This is a genomic window from Staphylococcus schleiferi (genome assembly GCF_025558325.1).
GTDB classification, from domain to species: domain Bacteria; phylum Bacillota; class Bacilli; order Staphylococcales; family Staphylococcaceae; genus Staphylococcus; species Staphylococcus schleiferi.
The window spans coordinates 556,510-574,395 of the sequence record NZ_CP094712.1; the positions used below are offsets into that span (position 1 = coordinate 556,510).

Below are 17,886 nucleotides of genomic sequence, written 5' to 3' on the forward strand. Positions count from 1 at the left end.
TGTGACCTCCTTATCGATCTATCATATTGATGATGAGCATGACGCTGAAGAAAGTGAGGATGTCATGGATGAGCAAAATATTAGTGTGTGCCATCCAAAATTTGACATCGTGTATATGTGCGATTGCGCGCATGCTAAAAAGTTAGACATGGCTCTTATTGTTGAAAAGCGTTGGATTTCCATTGATGATTCATTAAGTGAGAATGAAGATGATATCAACTGAATCCGATTCGCAAAAGGCATGTCAACAATTTGTCTTTTATTTCAGAATTTTCTAGATACCTCTAGTATATACTTTCAAAATTCTTCTATGCAATGAAAAACAAAAGTTGCACAATGCTTAAATCATACTTTTGTCAGAAAAGTTTGTTAAAATTAAATAGAATTTAATCGGAAAGGGGTTTAACTTAGATGAAAAATACAAAAGGCTTATTAAAAAAATTAACAGATCTTAATGGAATCGCTGGACATGAACATCAGGTTAAAAAAGCGATGGTTGAATTATTAGAACCCAATAGTGATGAAATGATCTATGATAATCTCGGTGGTGTCTTTGGCAAGAAAAAGAGCCAATCTGGTCAGCGTACGATTATGATAGCGGGACACCTTGATGAAATTGGCTTTATGGTGACTAAAATCGAAGCGCAAGGCTTTATTCGATTTACACCAATAGGGGGATGGTGGAACCAAGTGATGTTATCCCAAAAAGTGACAATCACAACGGATGAAGGTCGCGAAATACGCGGCATCATAGGTTCTAAACCGCCACACGTTTTAGGTGCAGAAGAACGTAATAAACCTGTCGATATGAAACATATGTTCATCGATGTCGGTGCAAAAGATAAAGCAGAAGTTGAAGCAGCGGGAATTGAAGTAGGTAACATGATTACACCTTATTCAGAATTTGAAACGCTCTTGAATGAAGATTATGTAACCTCAAAAGCGTTTGATAACCGTTTTGGATGTGCTTTAGCAGTCGATGTATTAGATGAATTGAAAAATGAAGCACTCGATATTAACTTAGTTGCAGGCGCTAATGTCCAAGAAGAAGTGGGGCTTCGCGGTGCTAAAGTAGCAGCACATAAAGTGAAACCTGATTTAGCCATTGCGGTTGATGTCGGTGTTGCATATGATACACCAGGACTTGAAAGTGATGGCGATGTGAAAATAGGTCAAGGACCAATCGTCTTAACATTAGATGCTACAAATGTGGGTCATGTAGGGCTTATTCGCCATGTTAAAAAGGTCGCAAAAGCGCATAACATTGAATTACAATGGGATTCAATGCCGGGTGGCGGAACAGATGCTGGGAATATGCATACCGCATTAGATGGTATTCCTTCTATTGCGCTATCAATTCCGTTACGTTATATGCACTCAAATGTATCTGTTATTGACCAAAAAGATTATCAAAAAGCAGTTCAACTGGTGACAGAAATCATTCGTGCACTCAATGATGATGTTGTTGATGAAATCATCTGGTAATTAAATCGTGATACTAAAGTAAAAAGCAATGAAGGAAATGGCTGAGAACATTTTCTTCATTGCTTATTAATGATACGAAAAATATTAAATTAATGGTGATGCATGTCCATGTTATGCATGTCATGAATTTTCATCATTAAGCCATGTGGAACATCATCATGTGATACGATTTGTTTTTTAACGAAATGATCTGGATCATCTTTTTTAGCTGTTAATTTAACAAAGTCGCCTTTTTTAGGTTGGAAATTATTATCCGTAGGGATTTTGACGTTTTCTTTAACCGTCTTATCAGATTCACTGATTACTTTTTCAGCTGTTGTGCTGTCTTTCATATATCCGTAATATATTTCTTTTTGACCAGAAAGCATCATCGCAACAACGACACCTACCGTCACAATTAGCATCGCAATAATGATGATAATACCAAGAGATTGTTTTTGCTTCATTATTTCTCGCTCCTTTATATAAAATGTGAACTCTAAGTGTTGTATGAGGTGACTCAAAATAACAATCGTCAAATCTTTGTCACACTCTTATATTCCATTGTAGCGAATTCGTTTTAAGACAGAAAGTAAAAGTTAGAGTAAAATATGTCGTTTTTGTGTCTTGCATTTATTTTGAAAAATTATATAATTAGGCTGTAAAAGAAATATATTTGATTATACGTTCTAAAAGTGTACTATTCATTTTAACCTCAAAAAAGTAGAGGTGTTGTTATGAGTTTTTATGATTTTATGTTAGATTTTTTAGGCGATGATACACCTCTTGGGACGTTGGCCGCACATCTTGAAGAAGATCCATCTTACCCTAGAGAATTAATTCAGCCTGAAGAAATTTTATTTTACTTTAATCAACTCAATACTGTAGATAATGAATTGATTGAAACAGTGAAACGTGCGATTCAATTGTATGGGGCAAAATAACTTGATATACGATTTAATAATGAAAGCATGTAAAAGTCATGTTTACAGTCGAATATGACACGGGAAAGCCTATTTAGGTTTTATCCGTGTTTTGTTTTACAATTAAAAGGCAGTCTTAATTTGAAGATGACATTGCATTTCATGTAAGGAGGAATCATATGTCAGAACAATTACTGAATCATAAAATTCAAAATCAATGGCTACGCGTAATTGGCATCGTGTTGATTGCCTCGACGTTACGTGCGCCACTTACGTCTGTTGGACCTGTCATTGACCCAATAAAGCAAGATTTACATATTAATAACGGAATTGCAGGACTGATTACGACAATCCCGCTTATCATTTTCGGTATGGTGTCACCATTTGTAGCACGTATCCTTTCTCGTATTTCAATGTCACAACTTTTATTTATGACGCTGATTTTGACTGTCATCTCATTAGTCGTGAGAGTTTCTGGTGGTGTGAGTGCCTTTTTCATTGGCACACTGTTTTTAGGTATAGCGATTGCTTTAGCGAATGTGACTTTACCCGCATACGCAAAAGCATCTTTTCCATTACAAATTGGCCTCATTACGGGCATTTATAGTGCAACAATGAACTTTACTGCAGGATTGGGAGGCGGATTGAGTTTTCCGCTTGCTTCTTTATCGCCCTTGTCTTATCGCCTTTCACTCTCGTTTTGGATTATTTTCGCAATACTGGCACTCATCGTGTGGCTTCCGCAACTCAAACAAAATCCCCATGTTTCAACACAAACAGGTCATGGATTAAAAAAGCCAATTTATCGCTCTAAAATGGCTTGGGCAGTCGCTTTGACGATGGCCTTTCAATCGATGATGTTTTATAGTATTGTCGCATGGTATCCTTCTATTTTAGTAAGTAAAGGGATTGCACCCGAGACGGCGGGCTACTTTCTGATGCTGAATCAATTCGCACAACTACCGATGACCTTTGTGTTTCCAATTATCGCTGCTAAAATGCAGACACAGAGAAGTCTCGTTATCATTATTACATGCCTCATGGGATTGGGATTTAGTTTATTACTTAGTCAGCAAGTGGTGGTCTTGCTCATTGCGATGATATTGACAGGAATGGGCATTGGCGCATGTTTCAGTTTATGTATGACACTCTTTTCAATTCGTTCGCGCACGACTGCTGGAAGTACGATGTTGTCAGGATTTGGGCAATCTATAGGGTATTGGGTTGCAGCTTTAGGACCCTTTATTTTAGGTGTAGCGCATGATCACTTTCATGGTTGGACCATCGCGATTATATTATTTTTTGTGATGGTCGTCGGTGTCTTCGCTGCCGGGATGTATGCCACACAAAATGCATATATTGAAGATCGATAAAGCAAAAAGGAACGTCGCTAAGAAATCTATCATTGAATGAAGATTTTGTGCGTGCGTTCCTTTTTTATATCGTATGTGAATTTCACAACACGTCTGAGTGACGTGTTGCTTTATTTTTAATAATTTTAATGAGTTTCATGACTCCCTGTGGTAATGTCGTTTCGTATGATGTATGTTCAAAGTGATGTAATTGAATATGAAATAAGAGATGATTTGTCATATGAATAGAAGAGACAAAGTGTCTTGGGACGTAATAATCTTGCGTTTGCACATGCATGATATGGTCTAGGTTGCTGTATGTGGGGTGGTAAGTATATTCAACCACAAAATGACGATGCAATTGGTTGGTACCATATAAATCAAAAGAAACATTTTTGGGCGCTTGATCTGCATGAAATAACAAAATTTCATATGCATACGCGGTTTCATGAATGAGATAGGTAGATGTTCGAACACTAAACGTATGGCTAAAAGGTTGCAATAAATTAAATACATGTTGAATGGCATTATGATGACCGAAACGATTATAAAAGCCGTTATTTTGGCTGTCCTTGGAAATCAGTGGTAAGCATAGCGCATCTACATTCAGCCAAAGCTTAAGAAGTTGCTCTTCACGTGGCATCGCATGTTGTTTCGCTGTGAAAAGTTGTGGCACTGATTTGATAATCATCGGTGTTTGCGCAAGTTGATATTCTTGTCGCAACGTTTGTATCACTTGCGCAAATTTTGACTCAAATTGCGTATGTAAATCAAGGTGATACATATAAATTTGGTTGAGTTGTAAAGCATCCAACATATAATAATCAAAAACGATGCGTTGTTGAAGTAATAACTTTAATTGCGCTTTTTTACTTGGTGTTAAAGGTAGCGCAATATCAAGTGTGAACTGACTATCCGAATGTAAAGCTTTCACTTTTTCAATGATAGATTGAATTTCATGAACAGATAGAGATTCATGGTCTAATATGATATTGAGCTTGAATTTATGCTGATTAAAATCATTAGGCTGCTGTTCTATGATACGTATTAACGGATAATAGAATTGATTTTTAAAGATTTCATACGCTTGTAATGAATGGATTCGATATGCCACTTTATAACCGTATTCACATAGCAATTGACTGAGTAATTCAATATGATGTGTATGTCCAAAATGAAATGTTTCAAGATCTGATGGATTAAAAAACAACTGAATGGCATGTGCATGATGATGTGCCTCTAATTGATTTTGACTACCAAATATTTGACTGATGTCGTCTAAGTTAACGATTTCAAGTAATACTTCTTTCTTTTCAATCCATTGAGGTGGAGTGAGTTGATCTAAAAATATGTCCACCTTATGTGGTGAAGGAATTGTACTGGATTTTCTCAAATGGGTATCAAAATATTGTGTATCGAAAGGGACGACCGTGACTTGATGACTTCTTTTTTGGCTTTGTTTGCGAAATTCTATCGGACTGATACCTACAAAACGCTTAAACTGCTTAGAATAATGGTTGTAGTTTGTAAAACTGTATTGTGTCGCAATTTGATTAATCGAATCATGCGATGTGGCTAGGTTGTACATAGACAATGCGATTTTCATTGAAGCGTAGTATTTTTTAAAATTATAGTCTAAGTATTTGCCAAAAAGGATAGACACATAGGATTGGGAAACAAAGAAATGTTCACTTAATTCTTGTAACGATAGGCGATATTTGGCGTGTTGATGTACATAATCAATCATATTATTAAATAAAATACTATTCACGTGTATATGCGGGATATAAATTCGACCCAATTCAATGAATGTTTCATTGTAGAGTAATTTAATCAAAGTTTGAATGTTTTCATAGTACATATCACTGTTTTCTTCAACGATGAGATGTTTTATGATTTCTTTAATTTTATTATGAGAAGAGAGTTTATTAGGATTAAAATAACCTAGGAAATAATCAGCATTAAATTCAGAAAAATACTGTAGAGGCACTGTCAATTTGACGATGGCTTGCGCTTGGGTCACTTTGACTAAGTCATTGTGATTCACGATGGCAATTTGATGATGAAAGTGAGTCACTTTACCGTTGAGCTCGAGTGTCAGAACGCCTTCAAACGAAACAAATAATTCTACATGATTAAAAACACGATAAGCAGAAGACGTATATTGTTTCATTAGTTCAATATTAATGCCTTGCATAGTTGACCTCTTTCAAGTTTCTCAAGTCCGGAGAAACTAGTTGATAAATATACATCATTATAAAAATATCGATTCCTTTTCTACAATAATATTGTGTGCATTGTATAAGGAATGACGCATATTAGAAAATAACGGCATAATTAATGTGTCATAAGTGTTAAAGAAATGGAATAAAGTTAAATTAAATGCTTAAATAAGTAAAAAATACGGCATATATTTATAGGGAGTTATATGAGTAGTGTGTATAAAGCTTAAACAAGGTGTTAAAAAAGTCTGACGTTGTTTATAGAGGGTTAAAAAATCAGTTAAAGTATGATGGTGCGAAGAAAAGTGAATTAAAGAATAAAATGATAATCAATGATGGGCATGTGAAGATGTAGCAAAAGCATTTTCTCATGCCCATCATTGATATAGAGGATAGGCAAGTCCTGTATGGATAAACGATTACGGAATCACGTCAAAGTTTGTCGTTGCGCCATAAAAATGTAAACATGACTACGACGAGAATAATTGAAATTACAATAATAATAATCCATGAAAGCGCGCTTTCGGTATTAATAGGTAAAGGTACATTCATACCGAAAAAACTAAATACAAGCGTAGGTAAAGTGAGCAGCACGGTAAAAATAGTCAATGTTTTCATAGTGGTATTCAGTTGGTTTGATAACAAAGACGCATATGAATTCGACATACTTTCAACAATACGTAAATATAATTCAGTCGTTTCAACCGCTTGTTGGTGCTCATTTTGTAAGTCTTCTAATAATTCTTCGTCATCGTCAAAGCGTTTAATGGCAGGCAAACGAAATAGAGTTCGAATCGTAGAAGAGTTAGTTTTAAGTGATCCTAAAAAGTAAACTAAACTTTTCTCAATGTCGCTTAATAAATAAAGACGTTGATTTGTGACACGTTGTTGCAAGTTATATTCAACTTGACGGAGCTCTTTATTTAATAAGCGTAAGCCTCTATTGTATTGCGCAGTCATATCGTACATTAATTTTAAAGCAAATTGACTTTTGTATTTTAAGTTAATAGGTTTTTTGACGATGTGGTCAAAATAATGAAAAGGTTTCGCACAAACCGTAACAATAATGTTTTTACCGATGATGATCCCTAACGGTAACGTCATGAAACTTTTTAATTGATGCTTTCCAGTTTCAGTAATAGGTAAGTCGCTGATTATTAAAGAGTAGCCGCTATCATCATCATATTCAATACGTGAACTTTCTTCACTATCTAATGCATCTTCCAAAAAGTCTTGTGGAAAACCATATGTTTCAATGAGTTGTTGTAATTCGTCTTGTGTCGGTTTGACAACGTTTAGCCATTGCGCTTGTTGCCATTCTTCTGTTTCTAGGACATGCAAATTTGCATCATTGTAGTACGCTTTAATCATAGCGAATCACCTTCTTCATTCTCTTATTTCAAATGCTGTATATCTTTGTAGCCTTGTCTATAAGACGCAAAACCCTCCATAATCGCATACCAATCATCACCTTGCTCGGCTTTGATTCGATTAAATAGGTCATTTTGTGCTTGGTTGAGTTCTTCTATGAGCGCTTTCCCTTCTTCAGTTGGAAACAAACATTTTAAACGGCGATCAGTCAAATCAGGGCGCTCAAAGATGAGACCTTTTTCTTTCAATAATTTCAAAGTGGCATGTGAGCCTTGTTTAGAAATTTCAAGATTTTCTAATAATTTTTTCGTTGTAATACCTGGAAGCTTATTGATAAAAAATAGGAATCGATGATGCTGTCGACTCATACCATATTCAGTAATGATATCATCAGCCGTTTTTGTAAATGTTTGATAAGCATAATAAAACAGAAGTAAAGCGTAATCATTATTTTGTGTCATTTTCGGACTTCCTTTTCTAAAAACTCTTCTATATTATAGTAAAGATTTGTCCATCTGTCATGGTCATAGCGAATGAGTCAAGGAGATAATTTTTAAATCATAAGAGGATTGGCTTAACTTTTAATGGAAATAAATGAGATGAAAAAACTGTAATTGTCGTATTCATGTTCGGATTGAAATCTTATAAAGGATATAGTAAGATTTGAGGACTGTTGTTTGTGTGCGGAGGTGGAAAGCAACGATAAAGAGACGACGAAAATAGTAAAGAATATGTAGTCAATATTAAGGAGATAATGTAACATAAATAAAGAAAAAAGTGGGTTATGTCTTAATAAAAGTCGCATAAATAGAAATGTTAAGTCAGAATTAATAAAATCTTAACATTAAATTTACAATTATAAGAGATAATCGAGATGAATCATTCGACAATGATGTGTATATGAACAGAAATTTAATACTGAGGTGAAAGAATGGAAATGTCGGTAACTGAAGTCATCTTTTCTTTTTTAGGTGGCCTAGGTATTTTCCTTTATGGTTTGAAAGTAATGGGGGACGGTTTACAAGCAGCAGCAGGAGATCGATTGCGAAATATTTTAAATAAATTTACCGCCAATCCAGTACTGGGTGTATTAGCCGGTATGATTGTTACAATCTTAATACAAAGTAGTTCTGGGACAACTGTTATAACAATAGGGCTTGTGACTGCGGGGTTTATGACTTTAAAACAAGCGATTGGTGTTATTATGGGCGCCAATATTGGAACGACAGTGACTGCTTTTATAATTGGGATTGATTTAGGAGAATATGCAATGCCAATCTTGGCATTGGGGGCATTTCTTATTTTCTTCTTTAAGCGTTCCAATATTAACAATGTTGGACGAATTTTATTTGGATTTGGCTCACTCTTTTTTGGTTTAGAATTCATGGGAGATGCGGTTAAGCCGCTTGCCCAATTAGAAGGGTTTAGACAAATCATTTTAGATATGTCATCGCATCCGGTGTACGGTATTTTAGCCGGCGTAGGTTTAACTGCGTTAGTTCAAAGTTCGAGTGCAACAATTGGGATACTGCAAGAATTTTACAGTCAAGGTTTAGTTGACTTGAAAGGTGCGATTCCAGTTTTACTAGGAGATAATATCGGAACAACGATTACTGCAGTGTTAGCAAGTTTAGCGGGTTCATTAGCAGCTAAGCGTGCGGCATTTGTGCACGTTATTTTTAATGTGATTGGTGTAATCATCTTCGCGCTATTTTTACCGGTTGTAACGCATTTGATAGGGATGTTACAAGAAGCATGGCACCTTAAACCAGCAATGGCGATTGCATTTGCTCACGGTGCATTTAATGTAACGAATACACTTATTCAACTTCCATTTGTAGGTGCGCTTGCTTGGCTAGTAACTAAGATTGTACCGGGTAAAGACATTACAGAAGATTATAAACCTCAACATCTTAATAAAGATTTAGTGTATCATGCGCCTGGTGTCGCATTACAAGAAACTCAAAAAGAGCTACAAAACATTGGGCATATTGTTCAATCAATGTTAGACGATGTCCGTAATCCTGCGACGATGGATAAGAAAATGATTAAAACTGTGCAACAGAAACATCAAGCAGTGATTACCATTAGCGACAGTATTCGAAATTACTTGGTGCGCATTTCTACAAAAAATATTAATAAAAGTGATGTTGAACGTCTTGCCGTGATGTTTGATGTCAATCGCTCGATTGTGAAAGTGTCAGAACTAACAGAATCATACATTGCGCAAATCGAAAGACAAAAAAGTAAAAATATTATTTTAACTGAAGATGCTGAACGAGGCATTGAAAAATTGTTCAACTTTGTTGATGAGTCCTTCCACAAAGCAATTGATACTTTAAACGTCTATGATACGACTAAAAAAGATGAAGTGGTGGAGCGGAGTAGAGAAGCATTTAACATTGAACATAAATTAAGAAAAGGTCATATTAAAAGATTGAACAGAGGTGAATGTTCAACTGACGGTGGCTTGCTATATGTTGATATTATTGCGATTCTTGAACGAATTGGCTATAACTCTAGAAATATCACTGAAGCAATGGTGGGATTGAACAATGATGTACCGACCGAAGAAGAAATCGCGACGGTATAAGTTAATCACCTCACTCTGAATAGATCGATGATAAAAGTCGAAAAGTAACGATGTTATCTCGTTGCTTTTCGGCTTTTTGCATTTCTAGTGGATTGATTAAATATAAAATAGCTATCAAAAACAGATGACGTCATTATTTTGACAAATCAGTGACAAAAAAGGCGGTTCAAGTCTAAATACATTGTATTCACATATAAGTTTGATAAAATCTTATAGGATGAGCCATGGAGGGAAGAAAGTATTGGGTATTGGCCAAAAGTTGTCGTCATCCAAGCGATTCAACTTGTTAATGCATGTCACATATGAGGGAAGTGATGTGCAACCATGTCTTAAAATCTACATTTTATAATCACTTGAGGGGGTGTTAAATTGCGTACGTTTAATAAATTTTGGGCAGCCACGCTCATTGCATTTATCATGATGATCTGTGTGAGTATACCATTCAATCAAGCCTCTGCACATGCCACTTTAGAAAAACAACAACCCGCTGAGAATGAAGTCGTACAATCCAAACCAGAAGCGATTCAACTTGAGTTCAATGAGCCTGTTCATACGCAATATACTAAAGTCAAAATTTATAATGACAAGGGCAAAGAAGTAGGTGTATTGAAGCCTAAAGAGCAAGAGGATTCAAAAAAAGTGACTTTTGATACGTCAAAAGTTGAACATGGCACATATGCCGTTCGATGGGAGACTGTCTCATTAGATGGTCATGAGATAAGTGGACAGTATTATTTTTCAATCGGAGAAAAAACAGCTCATACAATAGAAACAGCGAAGCCTTTTTACACCGATGCTTTTTTCTGGTTAGGCTTAGTACGATTTGTTTTACAAGCTGTGTTACTTATTTTTACGGGCTTATATATGATTAATCTTCTTATGAAACGTCAAGAAGTACCTACATATGATATGATTCCACGTCATCGCAGTGCGATTTTATTATTGATTATGGTTGCTTTTACAACGGGTATCGTTTATTTAATGACGTTACCTAAAGATGCCATTCATTCTATATTGACGCTTGATTTCAGCGTTTGGATGCAATTTCCATTTGTTTTATCAATGGTCAGTTTAATCATCATGTTAATCCTATTTTCATTACGGCGAATGGAGTCTATATGGTATAAAGTGATGCCGCTCTTTTTGATGCTGAGTCTTGCGATTTCAGGTCATGCATGGGCGCAAGCAGTGCCGTTGTATTCTATCATTTTACGGACGTTACACTTAATGGGGATTTCCATTTGGCTGGGCAGTTTTGCTTATTTAATCGCATACATGTCTGCCAAGCACAAGCATTCTTACATTTTAATAATTAAAGATGTGCTGTTAAAAGCAAATGTGACCGCAGTGATTATCGTTATACTGACAGGTATTTTAATGTCCATTGATGCCACATCGTTAAAAGTGATTGTCACCCAACCTACGTTATATAGTAGCTTATGGTTTATGAAAGTGGGATTCACCATCATTATGATGATTTTAGGTGGTTTACAAACATTTAAAGCGATGCAAAAGCGCCGTCGTGTGAATCGACCACTGTTATATCTTGAATTCGCCTTAGGTATTTGTTTGATTTTAGCGGGCGTCATCATGAGTCAAATCGAAATTCCATTATAATTGAAAGGATCAATATATATGAAAATTACAAAGTTTTTATTAAGTGCTGTGTCATTTCTTGTGCTATTAGGTATGACATCTGTAGCAGATGCTCACGTAACGCTTAATCCAAAAGTGAGTGAACCCGGTTCATACGAAGAATATCAAGTCAGAGTTCCAGTTGAACGTGATCAAAATACGGTAAAACTTGAATTAGAAGTTCCAGATGGTGTAACTTTATCAACTGTTGAGCCTGTTCCAGGATTTAAACATGAATTTAAAGAAGACAAGTCTGGAAAAATCACTAAAATCACTTGGAAAGCAACAGATAAAGGAATTGGCAAACACGAACATATGGACTTTCCAATTGTAGTCGCAAATCCAGAAAAAGAAGGTCAATTCAAATGGAAAGCCATGCAAACATATAAAGATGGTAAAACAGTGAAATGGACAAGCGATGATGAAAAAAGTGAAACGCCCGCACCTACAACAGAAGTGAAAAAAAGTGAACCTGTTAAAGCAGATCACCATGATGACGCACAATCATCACATACATCACCATTTGTATGGATTATTTCTATCTTAGCACTCATTATTTCAATTGTAGCGCTCTTTAAACGTAAAAACTTTACGAAATCTGACAACGAATAAGTATTGACATCGTCTTTCGAGATTACGATAATCGAAAGTGTGAAGCTGAGTGAAGTGAGATTGGTAAAGGGCCTCGAATGAAAATTTGAATGAGCTAGAAATGAAAAATTCAGCCGTGTTTAATGGCGTGACGGTGTGAAATAAGATGGAGTGTGAAAAGGATGAAACGTATATTATACGCGTTTATGACCTATACAATGTTAGGGTTGTTCAGTGGCTTTACATATAGAGAACTCACTGTACATTATGAATTCACAGGTTCAACACAAATGAGTGTCATGCACACGCATTTGTTAACGTTAGGGATGTTTATGTTTTTAATGTTGATACCTATTGAAAAGCTTTTTAAACTTAGCAGCTATTATTTATTTAATTGGTATTTCATTATTTATAACATCGGTGTTATTGTGACAGTAACGATGCAATTTTTAAAAGGTTTTAAACAAATTGCACGTCAACCGATACCTGATTCGTTTGCTGGTTTTGCCGGTATTGGTCACGTGACGATTACAGTCGGCTTCATTTTGCTATTCTTTTTATTGAGACAGGCCATTATTACAGAGCCTAGAGACGGAGAACCGTTAACCCGAAAACATCGAAAACGCGCAAATCAAGAACAAATTGAGAAGTAAGTCATCAAGTGAGGATAAACGCGTGCGAGGTCATGAGGTAGCGCAAATTTCATAGCGCTACGATTTAATTCAAGTTTTCTTATATTTAAGCATCGTGATAGAGCGGTGGCGACATCTTTTATTGGATGTTTGGCCACCGCTTCTTTGATAGACGTCCCTTTTTTATGGTGTAACAGGAAAATGTAAAAACATACCGCCAGAATGAGGTTCAGTTGATTTGAATCCAAACTGTTTGTAAAGTTGATCAGCCGGGTAGTCGGCGATTAGACTGACATAAGTTCCAGGTAAACGAACGGAATCAATATAATTCATAATATGCGTCATGACAGTTTTACCATATCCTTGTCCTTGATAGTTTGGATGGACAGCGATATCAATAATTTGGAAAGCTGTGCCACCATCACCGATAACTCGCCCTAAACCGATAAGTCGGTCAGCATCATAAAGCGTTACGGTAAAACAAGCCCCGTTTAAGCCCTTTTGTGCAGCACTTCTAGACTTTTCACTTAAGCCACAAACTTTTCTCAAATTACAATAATCCTCAACATTAGGAATTGTAAATTGAACATCAATGGTCATAAAGACTCTCCTTTCTTAGACATTGAAATACATATATTCCTAATCATACAGCACAATGTAATTTTATAATAGAAAGGGAGCAGGACAGAAATCTACATGATTTCGTTGTCCTGCCCCGGCAAGGATGAGTAGGGCTGTTCAAGCTAGAAAAGCGAAGAAGAGCCCAGTCATCTACTGCGCTCTTAAAGATAACAAAAAGCATATCATGCAGGACAGAAATCTACATGATTTCGTTGTCCTGCCCCGGCAAGGATGAGTAGGGCTGTTCAAGCTAGAAAAGCGAAGAAGAGCCCAGTCATCTACTGCGCTCTTAAAGATAACAAAAAGCATATCATGCAGGACAGAAATCTACATGATTTCGTTGTCCTGCCCCGGCAAGGATGAGTAGGGCTATTCGAGCTAAAAAAGCGAAGAAGAGCCCAGTCATCAATTGTTTTGATTTTTCATATAAACAAATTGGAGATCTATACTGTCTCTTTATCCATTATTTTTTTACATCCGCAACAGTTGCGTTTGTACGTTGACGTAAATCTGCCTCTATTTGTTCTAAGCTACGTCCACGTGTTTCTGGTAAAAATTTAACAACAAAGAAGAGTGCAATTACACCGATAACCGCAAAAATTAAAAATACTTCTTGAATTTCAAGTACTTCCGTTAGAAGTGGAAACAGTTGGGCTACGAGTAAACTACCAATTGAAAGAACGAGTGCCGCAATACCTGTTGCTGCACCACGTGCACGCATTGGGAATAATTCTGGAAGCATAACCCATAAAATAGGGCCCCAAGAGATACCAAAGAAAATAATGAATGTAGTTAAACAAATCATCATAATCCACGCGGCACTGTTCACACCCATGATCCAAATAAGGATACTCATAATTAATAATGAAGCCACCATACCAATGTTACCGATAACGAGCAGTTTTTTACGATCGACTTTATCAATAATAAATATCGCAACAATCGTAACTAATACGTTGACAACACCAATGCCAACTGTACTTAAAATTGCGGTAGAGTCACCTAATCCTGCTTTCGCAAAAATTTTAGGTGCGTAGTAAATAATCGCATTAATACCAATCAATTGTTGTAATAATGCAAACACACTACCAATAATAATAGTAGATAACAGCCATGGAGATTTTAAAACAGTCCATGTACTGTCAGAGATGGCATTAATTTTTTTCATATTTTCAATTTCACCGTCAATTTCAGAAGCGGGATATGTTAATTTCATTACATCTCTTGCTGCTTTCTCGCCACGTTTTTCTAATAACCAACGCGGACTTTCTGGCATGAAGATAACGCCAATCATTAATATTAATGAAGGAACAACAGCAAGGCCGAGCATCCAGCGCCAACCTTCAATTGGTGCAAATGCATAATTGACAAGATAAGAAGATAAAATACCAATGGTAATCATAAGTTGGTTTAAAGAACTTAAAGAACCCCGAGCCTCTGTTGGTGCGAGTTCAGAAAGGTAAACAGGCACGATCGCTGTAGAACCCCCTACCGCAAAGCCAATGACTAAACGTCCAATCACGAGCACTTCCATCGATGGTGCTGAAGCTAGAATGAGTGCACCTATAATAAAGACGATAGAAATAATAAAAACTAAACGGCGACGTCCAAGTTTTTCTGAGAGGGGACCACTAAAACCTGAACCAAATATTGCCCCGACAAGCATAGATGAAACGACTAATCCTTCAGTGAAAGGATTTAAATGAATATCATTTTTCAAATAAAGGAGCGCCCCAGAAATAACACCCATATCGTACCCGTATAAGAGTCCACCGAGTGCGCCAATGAAGAAAATAAGCTTTTTATTAATTTTCATTATGTAACCTCCCGTACTGTTATGCAATACAAGTATACGCTTTCATAAGATATTAGTAAATTGTAAATATTGAATTTATGAGAATAAAATAATTTATATTAATTATCGACAAAAGAAAATTTAGGAGAAGACAACAAAATTTTTTATGGCTTATTTTCAGTTGGGAACGACGAAAAAAGGGAAGTTTTGAGTTTGTTGGAATTTGGATTAAAACATTAATGGGTTGGAACAGAAATCAAATCGATTTCGTGTTTCCAACCCATTAATGTAGCATCAAGCAATCGCTGATGTAGTTTGATTTTTTTATTGTCATTCCAACATTTTAGTTGTTTGCATCAGGACGTAAATCTACAACAATGCGTCCGATAAAATCATGATTTTGTACACAATCTAAACCGTCTTGGAGGTGATCAAAAGGAATCACATTTTTTACATCATGCAAATGACGTGGTTTTAGATCTTTTGATAGACGACGCCATAAATGTTGTCTACGTTTCATAGGGAATGAAACAGAATCAACACCGATGAGACGGATACCGCGTAAAATAAATGGAAATACAGTACTTGAGAAAGTATTACCGCTAACGTTTCCGCTTAAAGCAACAGCACCATGTGGGTGGATGCGTTTTAAAACTTCTGATACAGTTTCGCCACCTACAGGATCAATTGCTGCTTGCCATTGCGTATGTGCCAGTGCTTTTTCAGTTACGTCTTCCACTCTAGAAATAACTTCTCTCGCACCTAATTCTAAAAGTTTTTCGTGGTAATCTTTGTGACCAGAACTAGCAACGACCTTGTAACCAATTTCGTTCAACATCATTACAGCCATTGAACCTACACCGCCAGTTGCACCACGAACAAGTACTGGACCGTTAGTTGAAGTGATTTTATTATCTTCTAGCAATTGGATTGACAATGCAGCAGTAAAACCGGCAGTCCCGATAATCATTGCTTCTTCAAGTGTTAAATCATCAGGGAGATGAACTAGCCAATCGCCATTCACACGTGCGACTTCACTAAATCCACCGTAATGAGAAACACCTAAGTCATAGCCAGTTGCGATAACTTTATCTCCTTCTTTAAATGATGGGTGTTCAGATTCCATCACTACACCAGCTAAATCAATACCCGGTATCATTGGGTATTTTCGTATGATTTTGTTGTGAGCACGTGTGGCTAACATATCTTTAAAATTGATACTTGAATAATGCACACGAATTGTCACATCACCGTCAGGTAAATGGTCTAGTGTTATTTCTTTAAAATCTCCTACGAATTGATCCTCGTGTTGATCAACAAGAAATGCTCTAAAAGCTTGAGCCATGGTTCTAATCCTCCTCAGTTTTTATTCGTACACACTTTATCAAAAAGTCAATCAAATAACAATAAAGTTGCTCTTTTTAAAATAATGATAACTTTATTATTTTTTATTAAAAATACGAACAAAAAATAAAGGAATCTCCTCTACTATAAAAATAGATATCAAGAAACAATTGGAAAAATAATTTAGAAAAAATTTAACAAAAAAAGTGTTTGTCGTTTAAAATAATAGTGTATAAAAAAGTGATAGACGATTTTATACTATAGAATAGAATTTGGAGGGAATCATCATGAAAAAGGTACTTGCTAGTTTGTTTGCATTATCAATTGTTTTAGCCGCATGTTCTAATGATGAGGATAAAGAACCGAAGAAAGATGACCATGCTAAACAAGAGCAGTCTACTAAACAGGACAAAAATGATCACAAAGAACAAGCATCGTCCAAATCAAAAGATGAATCCAATTCATCTGATCAAGCAAAAACGTCAAAATCAGATGCCAATGATCAAAACAACGATCAGCAATCAGAAATGAACAACCAAAACACAGAAGGCAAGCAGCAACAAGCACAGCAGAATGATCAAAGCTCAAGTACACAAGCCAACGGACAAGCTTCAAATCAACAACAAAATAACAGCCAAAATGAACAAACATCACAAACAAAATCGCAATATGTAGCACCTTACCAAGGTGAAAATGTTGTACCAGTCGCTCAAAATATTGCGAGAGAAAAGGTCAATCGTCAACAAGCACTTCAAAACTTACCGAACTTCCAAGTCGCATTAGATTCAGCACGTCAAGAAGTCGGCCAATTGAATGGTCAACAGAACCCATATAATGACTATGCATTACAAGGTGCTGGTGGCCAATATAGTTACCTATTTAGTTTTATTAATCAATCACAACCTGGCACATATGTCATTGTCACAGTGGATTATACAGGTACTGCAAAAATTATTGACCCAACATACCGTCAATAATAGGGCTATTTTGCAAACAATGTGATTCTATCATTTAAAAGTTTAATAACAAATTTAATGAAATCCTTACATTCAGCGATTATACCTCTGGATATATCGCATAAAAATTGAATGTAAGGATTTTTTGTCGATTGGAAAATACAGTTCGGATTTATCAGTCAATCGTGCGATTTAAACTCGTTCACGATGTCAAATCCCTTTGAAAGGCATACCTGATATAGAAAATATACCATTGCAATTGTATAACACAACTTATATAATCTTAAATAAATCGTCATTTATATTACAAATTTCATTTTAAATTTTTAGCGTGCAGTTCAAAACGTCTGTTTTTGATTTTTCAGATTTTTTCATATACATATTGAA

At 35.9% G+C, this 17,886-nt stretch carries 16 protein-coding genes; 9 read left to right on the forward strand and 7 right to left on the reverse strand.

Going from position 1 to position 17,886, the window contains the following annotated elements:
- The first annotated feature begins 1 nt into the window (after position 1).
- On the forward strand, positions 2 to 223 hold the full coding sequence (locus tag MUA40_RS02315) for a hypothetical protein (RefSeq protein WP_126496456.1): 222 nt from the start codon (positions 2 to 4) through the stop codon (positions 221 to 223).
- A 188-nt stretch (positions 224 to 411) separates the two neighbouring features.
- Entirely contained in the window at positions 412 to 1,485 is a 1,074-nt protein-coding gene (locus MUA40_RS02320; protein ID WP_126496457.1) for a M42 family metallopeptidase, read from the forward strand.
- An 89-nt stretch (positions 1,486 to 1,574) separates the two neighbouring features.
- On the opposite strand, the gene MUA40_RS02325 is transcribed toward MUA40_RS02320, so the two are convergent.
- Entirely contained in the window at positions 1,575 to 1,931 is a 357-nt protein-coding gene (locus tag MUA40_RS02325; protein ID WP_016426206.1) for a DUF4889 domain-containing protein, read from the reverse strand.
- Positions 1,932 to 2,201: 270 nt separating this feature from the next.
- On the opposite strand from MUA40_RS02325, the gene MUA40_RS02330 reads away from it, so the two are divergent.
- Positions 2,202 to 2,408 carry a YozE family protein gene (locus tag MUA40_RS02330; RefSeq protein WP_016426207.1) on the forward strand — a complete coding sequence of 69 codons (207 nt, stop codon included), beginning with the start codon at positions 2,202 to 2,204 and terminating at the stop codon, positions 2,406 to 2,408.
- Between the two features lie 158 nt (positions 2,409 to 2,566).
- Positions 2,567 to 3,760: a CynX/NimT family MFS transporter gene (locus MUA40_RS02335; RefSeq protein WP_167732921.1), complete on the forward strand. Its 1,194-nt coding sequence runs from the start codon at positions 2,567 to 2,569 to the stop codon at positions 3,758 to 3,760.
- Between the two features lie 82 nt (positions 3,761 to 3,842).
- On the opposite strand, the gene MUA40_RS02340 is transcribed toward MUA40_RS02335, so the two are convergent.
- From MUA40_RS02340 to MUA40_RS02350, 3 genes are all read right to left on the reverse strand, one after another.
- Positions 3,843 to 5,936, reverse strand: coding sequence for a helix-turn-helix transcriptional regulator (locus MUA40_RS02340; protein ID WP_016426209.1), 2,094 nt, complete (start codon positions 5,934 to 5,936; stop codon positions 3,843 to 3,845).
- Between the two features lie 457 nt (positions 5,937 to 6,393).
- A complete protein-coding gene (locus MUA40_RS02345; RefSeq protein ID WP_016426210.1) occupies positions 6,394 to 7,332 on the reverse strand; it encodes a magnesium transporter CorA family protein in 939 nt (312 codons plus the stop codon).
- 23 nt (positions 7,333 to 7,355) lie between these two features.
- Entirely contained in the window at positions 7,356 to 7,793 is a 438-nt protein-coding gene (locus MUA40_RS02350; RefSeq protein ID WP_016426211.1) for a MarR family winged helix-turn-helix transcriptional regulator, read from the reverse strand.
- 476 nt (positions 7,794 to 8,269) lie between these two features.
- Between MUA40_RS02350 and MUA40_RS02355 the strand changes: the two genes are divergently transcribed.
- The 4 genes from MUA40_RS02355 (at position 8,270) to MUA40_RS02370 (ending at position 12,804) form a co-directional block, all read left to right on the forward strand.
- A complete protein-coding gene (locus tag MUA40_RS02355) occupies positions 8,270 to 9,925 on the forward strand; it encodes a Na/Pi cotransporter family protein (RefSeq protein ID WP_126496461.1) in 1,656 nt (551 codons plus the stop codon).
- Positions 9,926 to 10,294: 369 nt separating this feature from the next.
- On the forward strand, positions 10,295 to 11,542 hold the full coding sequence (locus tag MUA40_RS02360) for a copper resistance CopC/CopD family protein (RefSeq protein ID WP_262569824.1): 1,248 nt from the start codon (positions 10,295 to 10,297) through the stop codon (positions 11,540 to 11,542).
- An 18-nt stretch (positions 11,543 to 11,560) separates the two neighbouring features.
- Positions 11,561 to 12,172: a YcnI family protein gene (locus tag MUA40_RS02365; RefSeq protein WP_016426214.1), complete on the forward strand. Its 612-nt coding sequence runs from the start codon at positions 11,561 to 11,563 to the stop codon at positions 12,170 to 12,172.
- A gap of 161 nt (positions 12,173 to 12,333) precedes the next feature.
- Positions 12,334 to 12,804, forward strand: coding sequence for a DUF2871 domain-containing protein (locus MUA40_RS02370; protein ID WP_016426215.1), 471 nt, complete (start codon positions 12,334 to 12,336; stop codon positions 12,802 to 12,804).
- Positions 12,805 to 12,966: 162 nt separating this feature from the next.
- Here MUA40_RS02370 and MUA40_RS02375 read toward each other — a convergent pair whose 3' ends face one another.
- The 3 genes from MUA40_RS02375 to MUA40_RS02385 form a co-directional block, all read right to left on the reverse strand.
- A complete protein-coding gene (locus MUA40_RS02375) occupies positions 12,967 to 13,383 on the reverse strand; it encodes a GNAT family N-acetyltransferase (RefSeq protein ID WP_016426216.1) in 417 nt (138 codons plus the stop codon).
- Positions 13,384 to 13,867: 484 nt separating this feature from the next.
- The gene (gene glcP, locus MUA40_RS02380) at positions 13,868 to 15,220 is read right to left on the reverse strand and encodes a glucose transporter GlcP (protein ID WP_016426217.1); all 1,353 of its coding nucleotides are present in this window, start codon (positions 15,218 to 15,220) and stop codon (positions 13,868 to 13,870) included.
- Positions 15,221 to 15,542: 322 nt separating this feature from the next.
- Positions 15,543 to 16,544, reverse strand: a complete 1,002-nt coding sequence (locus tag MUA40_RS02385; protein WP_167733064.1) for an oxidoreductase — start codon at positions 16,542 to 16,544, stop codon at positions 15,543 to 15,545.
- Between the two features lie 286 nt (positions 16,545 to 16,830).
- Here MUA40_RS02385 and MUA40_RS02390 point away from each other — a divergent pair, with 286 nt between their 5' ends.
- The gene (locus tag MUA40_RS02390; protein WP_155976520.1) at positions 16,831 to 17,520 is read left to right on the forward strand and encodes a hypothetical protein; all 690 of its coding nucleotides are present in this window, start codon (positions 16,831 to 16,833) and stop codon (positions 17,518 to 17,520) included.
- Positions 17,521 to 17,886: the final 366 nt, after the last annotated feature.

Excerpts from the sequence above, each read along its gene's own strand:
- MUA40_RS02325 (WP_016426206.1), bottom strand. The coding sequence starts at position 1,931 with ATGAAGCAAAAACAATCTCTTGGTATTATCATCATTATTGCGATGCTA.
- MUA40_RS02365 (WP_016426214.1), top strand. The coding sequence starts at position 11,561 with ATGAAAATTACAAAGTTTTTATTAAGTGCTGTGTCATTTCTTGTGCTA.
- MUA40_RS02375 (WP_016426216.1), bottom strand. The coding sequence starts at position 13,383 with ATGACCATTGATGTTCAATTTACAATTCCTAATGTTGAGGATTATTGT.
- MUA40_RS02340 (WP_016426209.1), bottom strand. The coding sequence starts at position 5,936 with ATGCAAGGCATTAATATTGAACTAATGAAACAATATACGTCTTCTGCT.
- MUA40_RS02320 (WP_126496457.1), top strand. The coding sequence starts at position 412 with ATGAAAAATACAAAAGGCTTATTAAAAAAATTAACAGATCTTAATGGA.
- MUA40_RS02355 (WP_126496461.1), top strand. The coding sequence starts at position 8,270 with ATGTCGGTAACTGAAGTCATCTTTTCTTTTTTAGGTGGCCTAGGTATT.
- MUA40_RS02385 (WP_167733064.1), bottom strand. The coding sequence starts at position 16,544 with ATGGCTCAAGCTTTTAGAGCATTTCTTGTTGATCAACACGAGGATCAA.
- MUA40_RS02345 (WP_016426210.1), bottom strand. The coding sequence starts at position 7,332 with ATGATTAAAGCGTACTACAATGATGCAAATTTGCATGTCCTAGAAACA.
- glcP (WP_016426217.1), bottom strand. The coding sequence starts at position 15,220 with ATGAAAATTAATAAAAAGCTTATTTTCTTCATTGGCGCACTCGGTGGA.
- MUA40_RS02390 (WP_155976520.1), top strand. The coding sequence starts at position 16,831 with ATGAAAAAGGTACTTGCTAGTTTGTTTGCATTATCAATTGTTTTAGCC.
- MUA40_RS02370 (WP_016426215.1), top strand. The coding sequence starts at position 12,334 with ATGAAACGTATATTATACGCGTTTATGACCTATACAATGTTAGGGTTG.
- MUA40_RS02335 (WP_167732921.1), top strand. The coding sequence starts at position 2,567 with ATGTCAGAACAATTACTGAATCATAAAATTCAAAATCAATGGCTACGC.
- MUA40_RS02330 (WP_016426207.1), top strand. The coding sequence starts at position 2,202 with ATGAGTTTTTATGATTTTATGTTAGATTTTTTAGGCGATGATACACCT.
- MUA40_RS02350 (WP_016426211.1), bottom strand. The coding sequence starts at position 7,793 with ATGACACAAAATAATGATTACGCTTTACTTCTGTTTTATTATGCTTAT.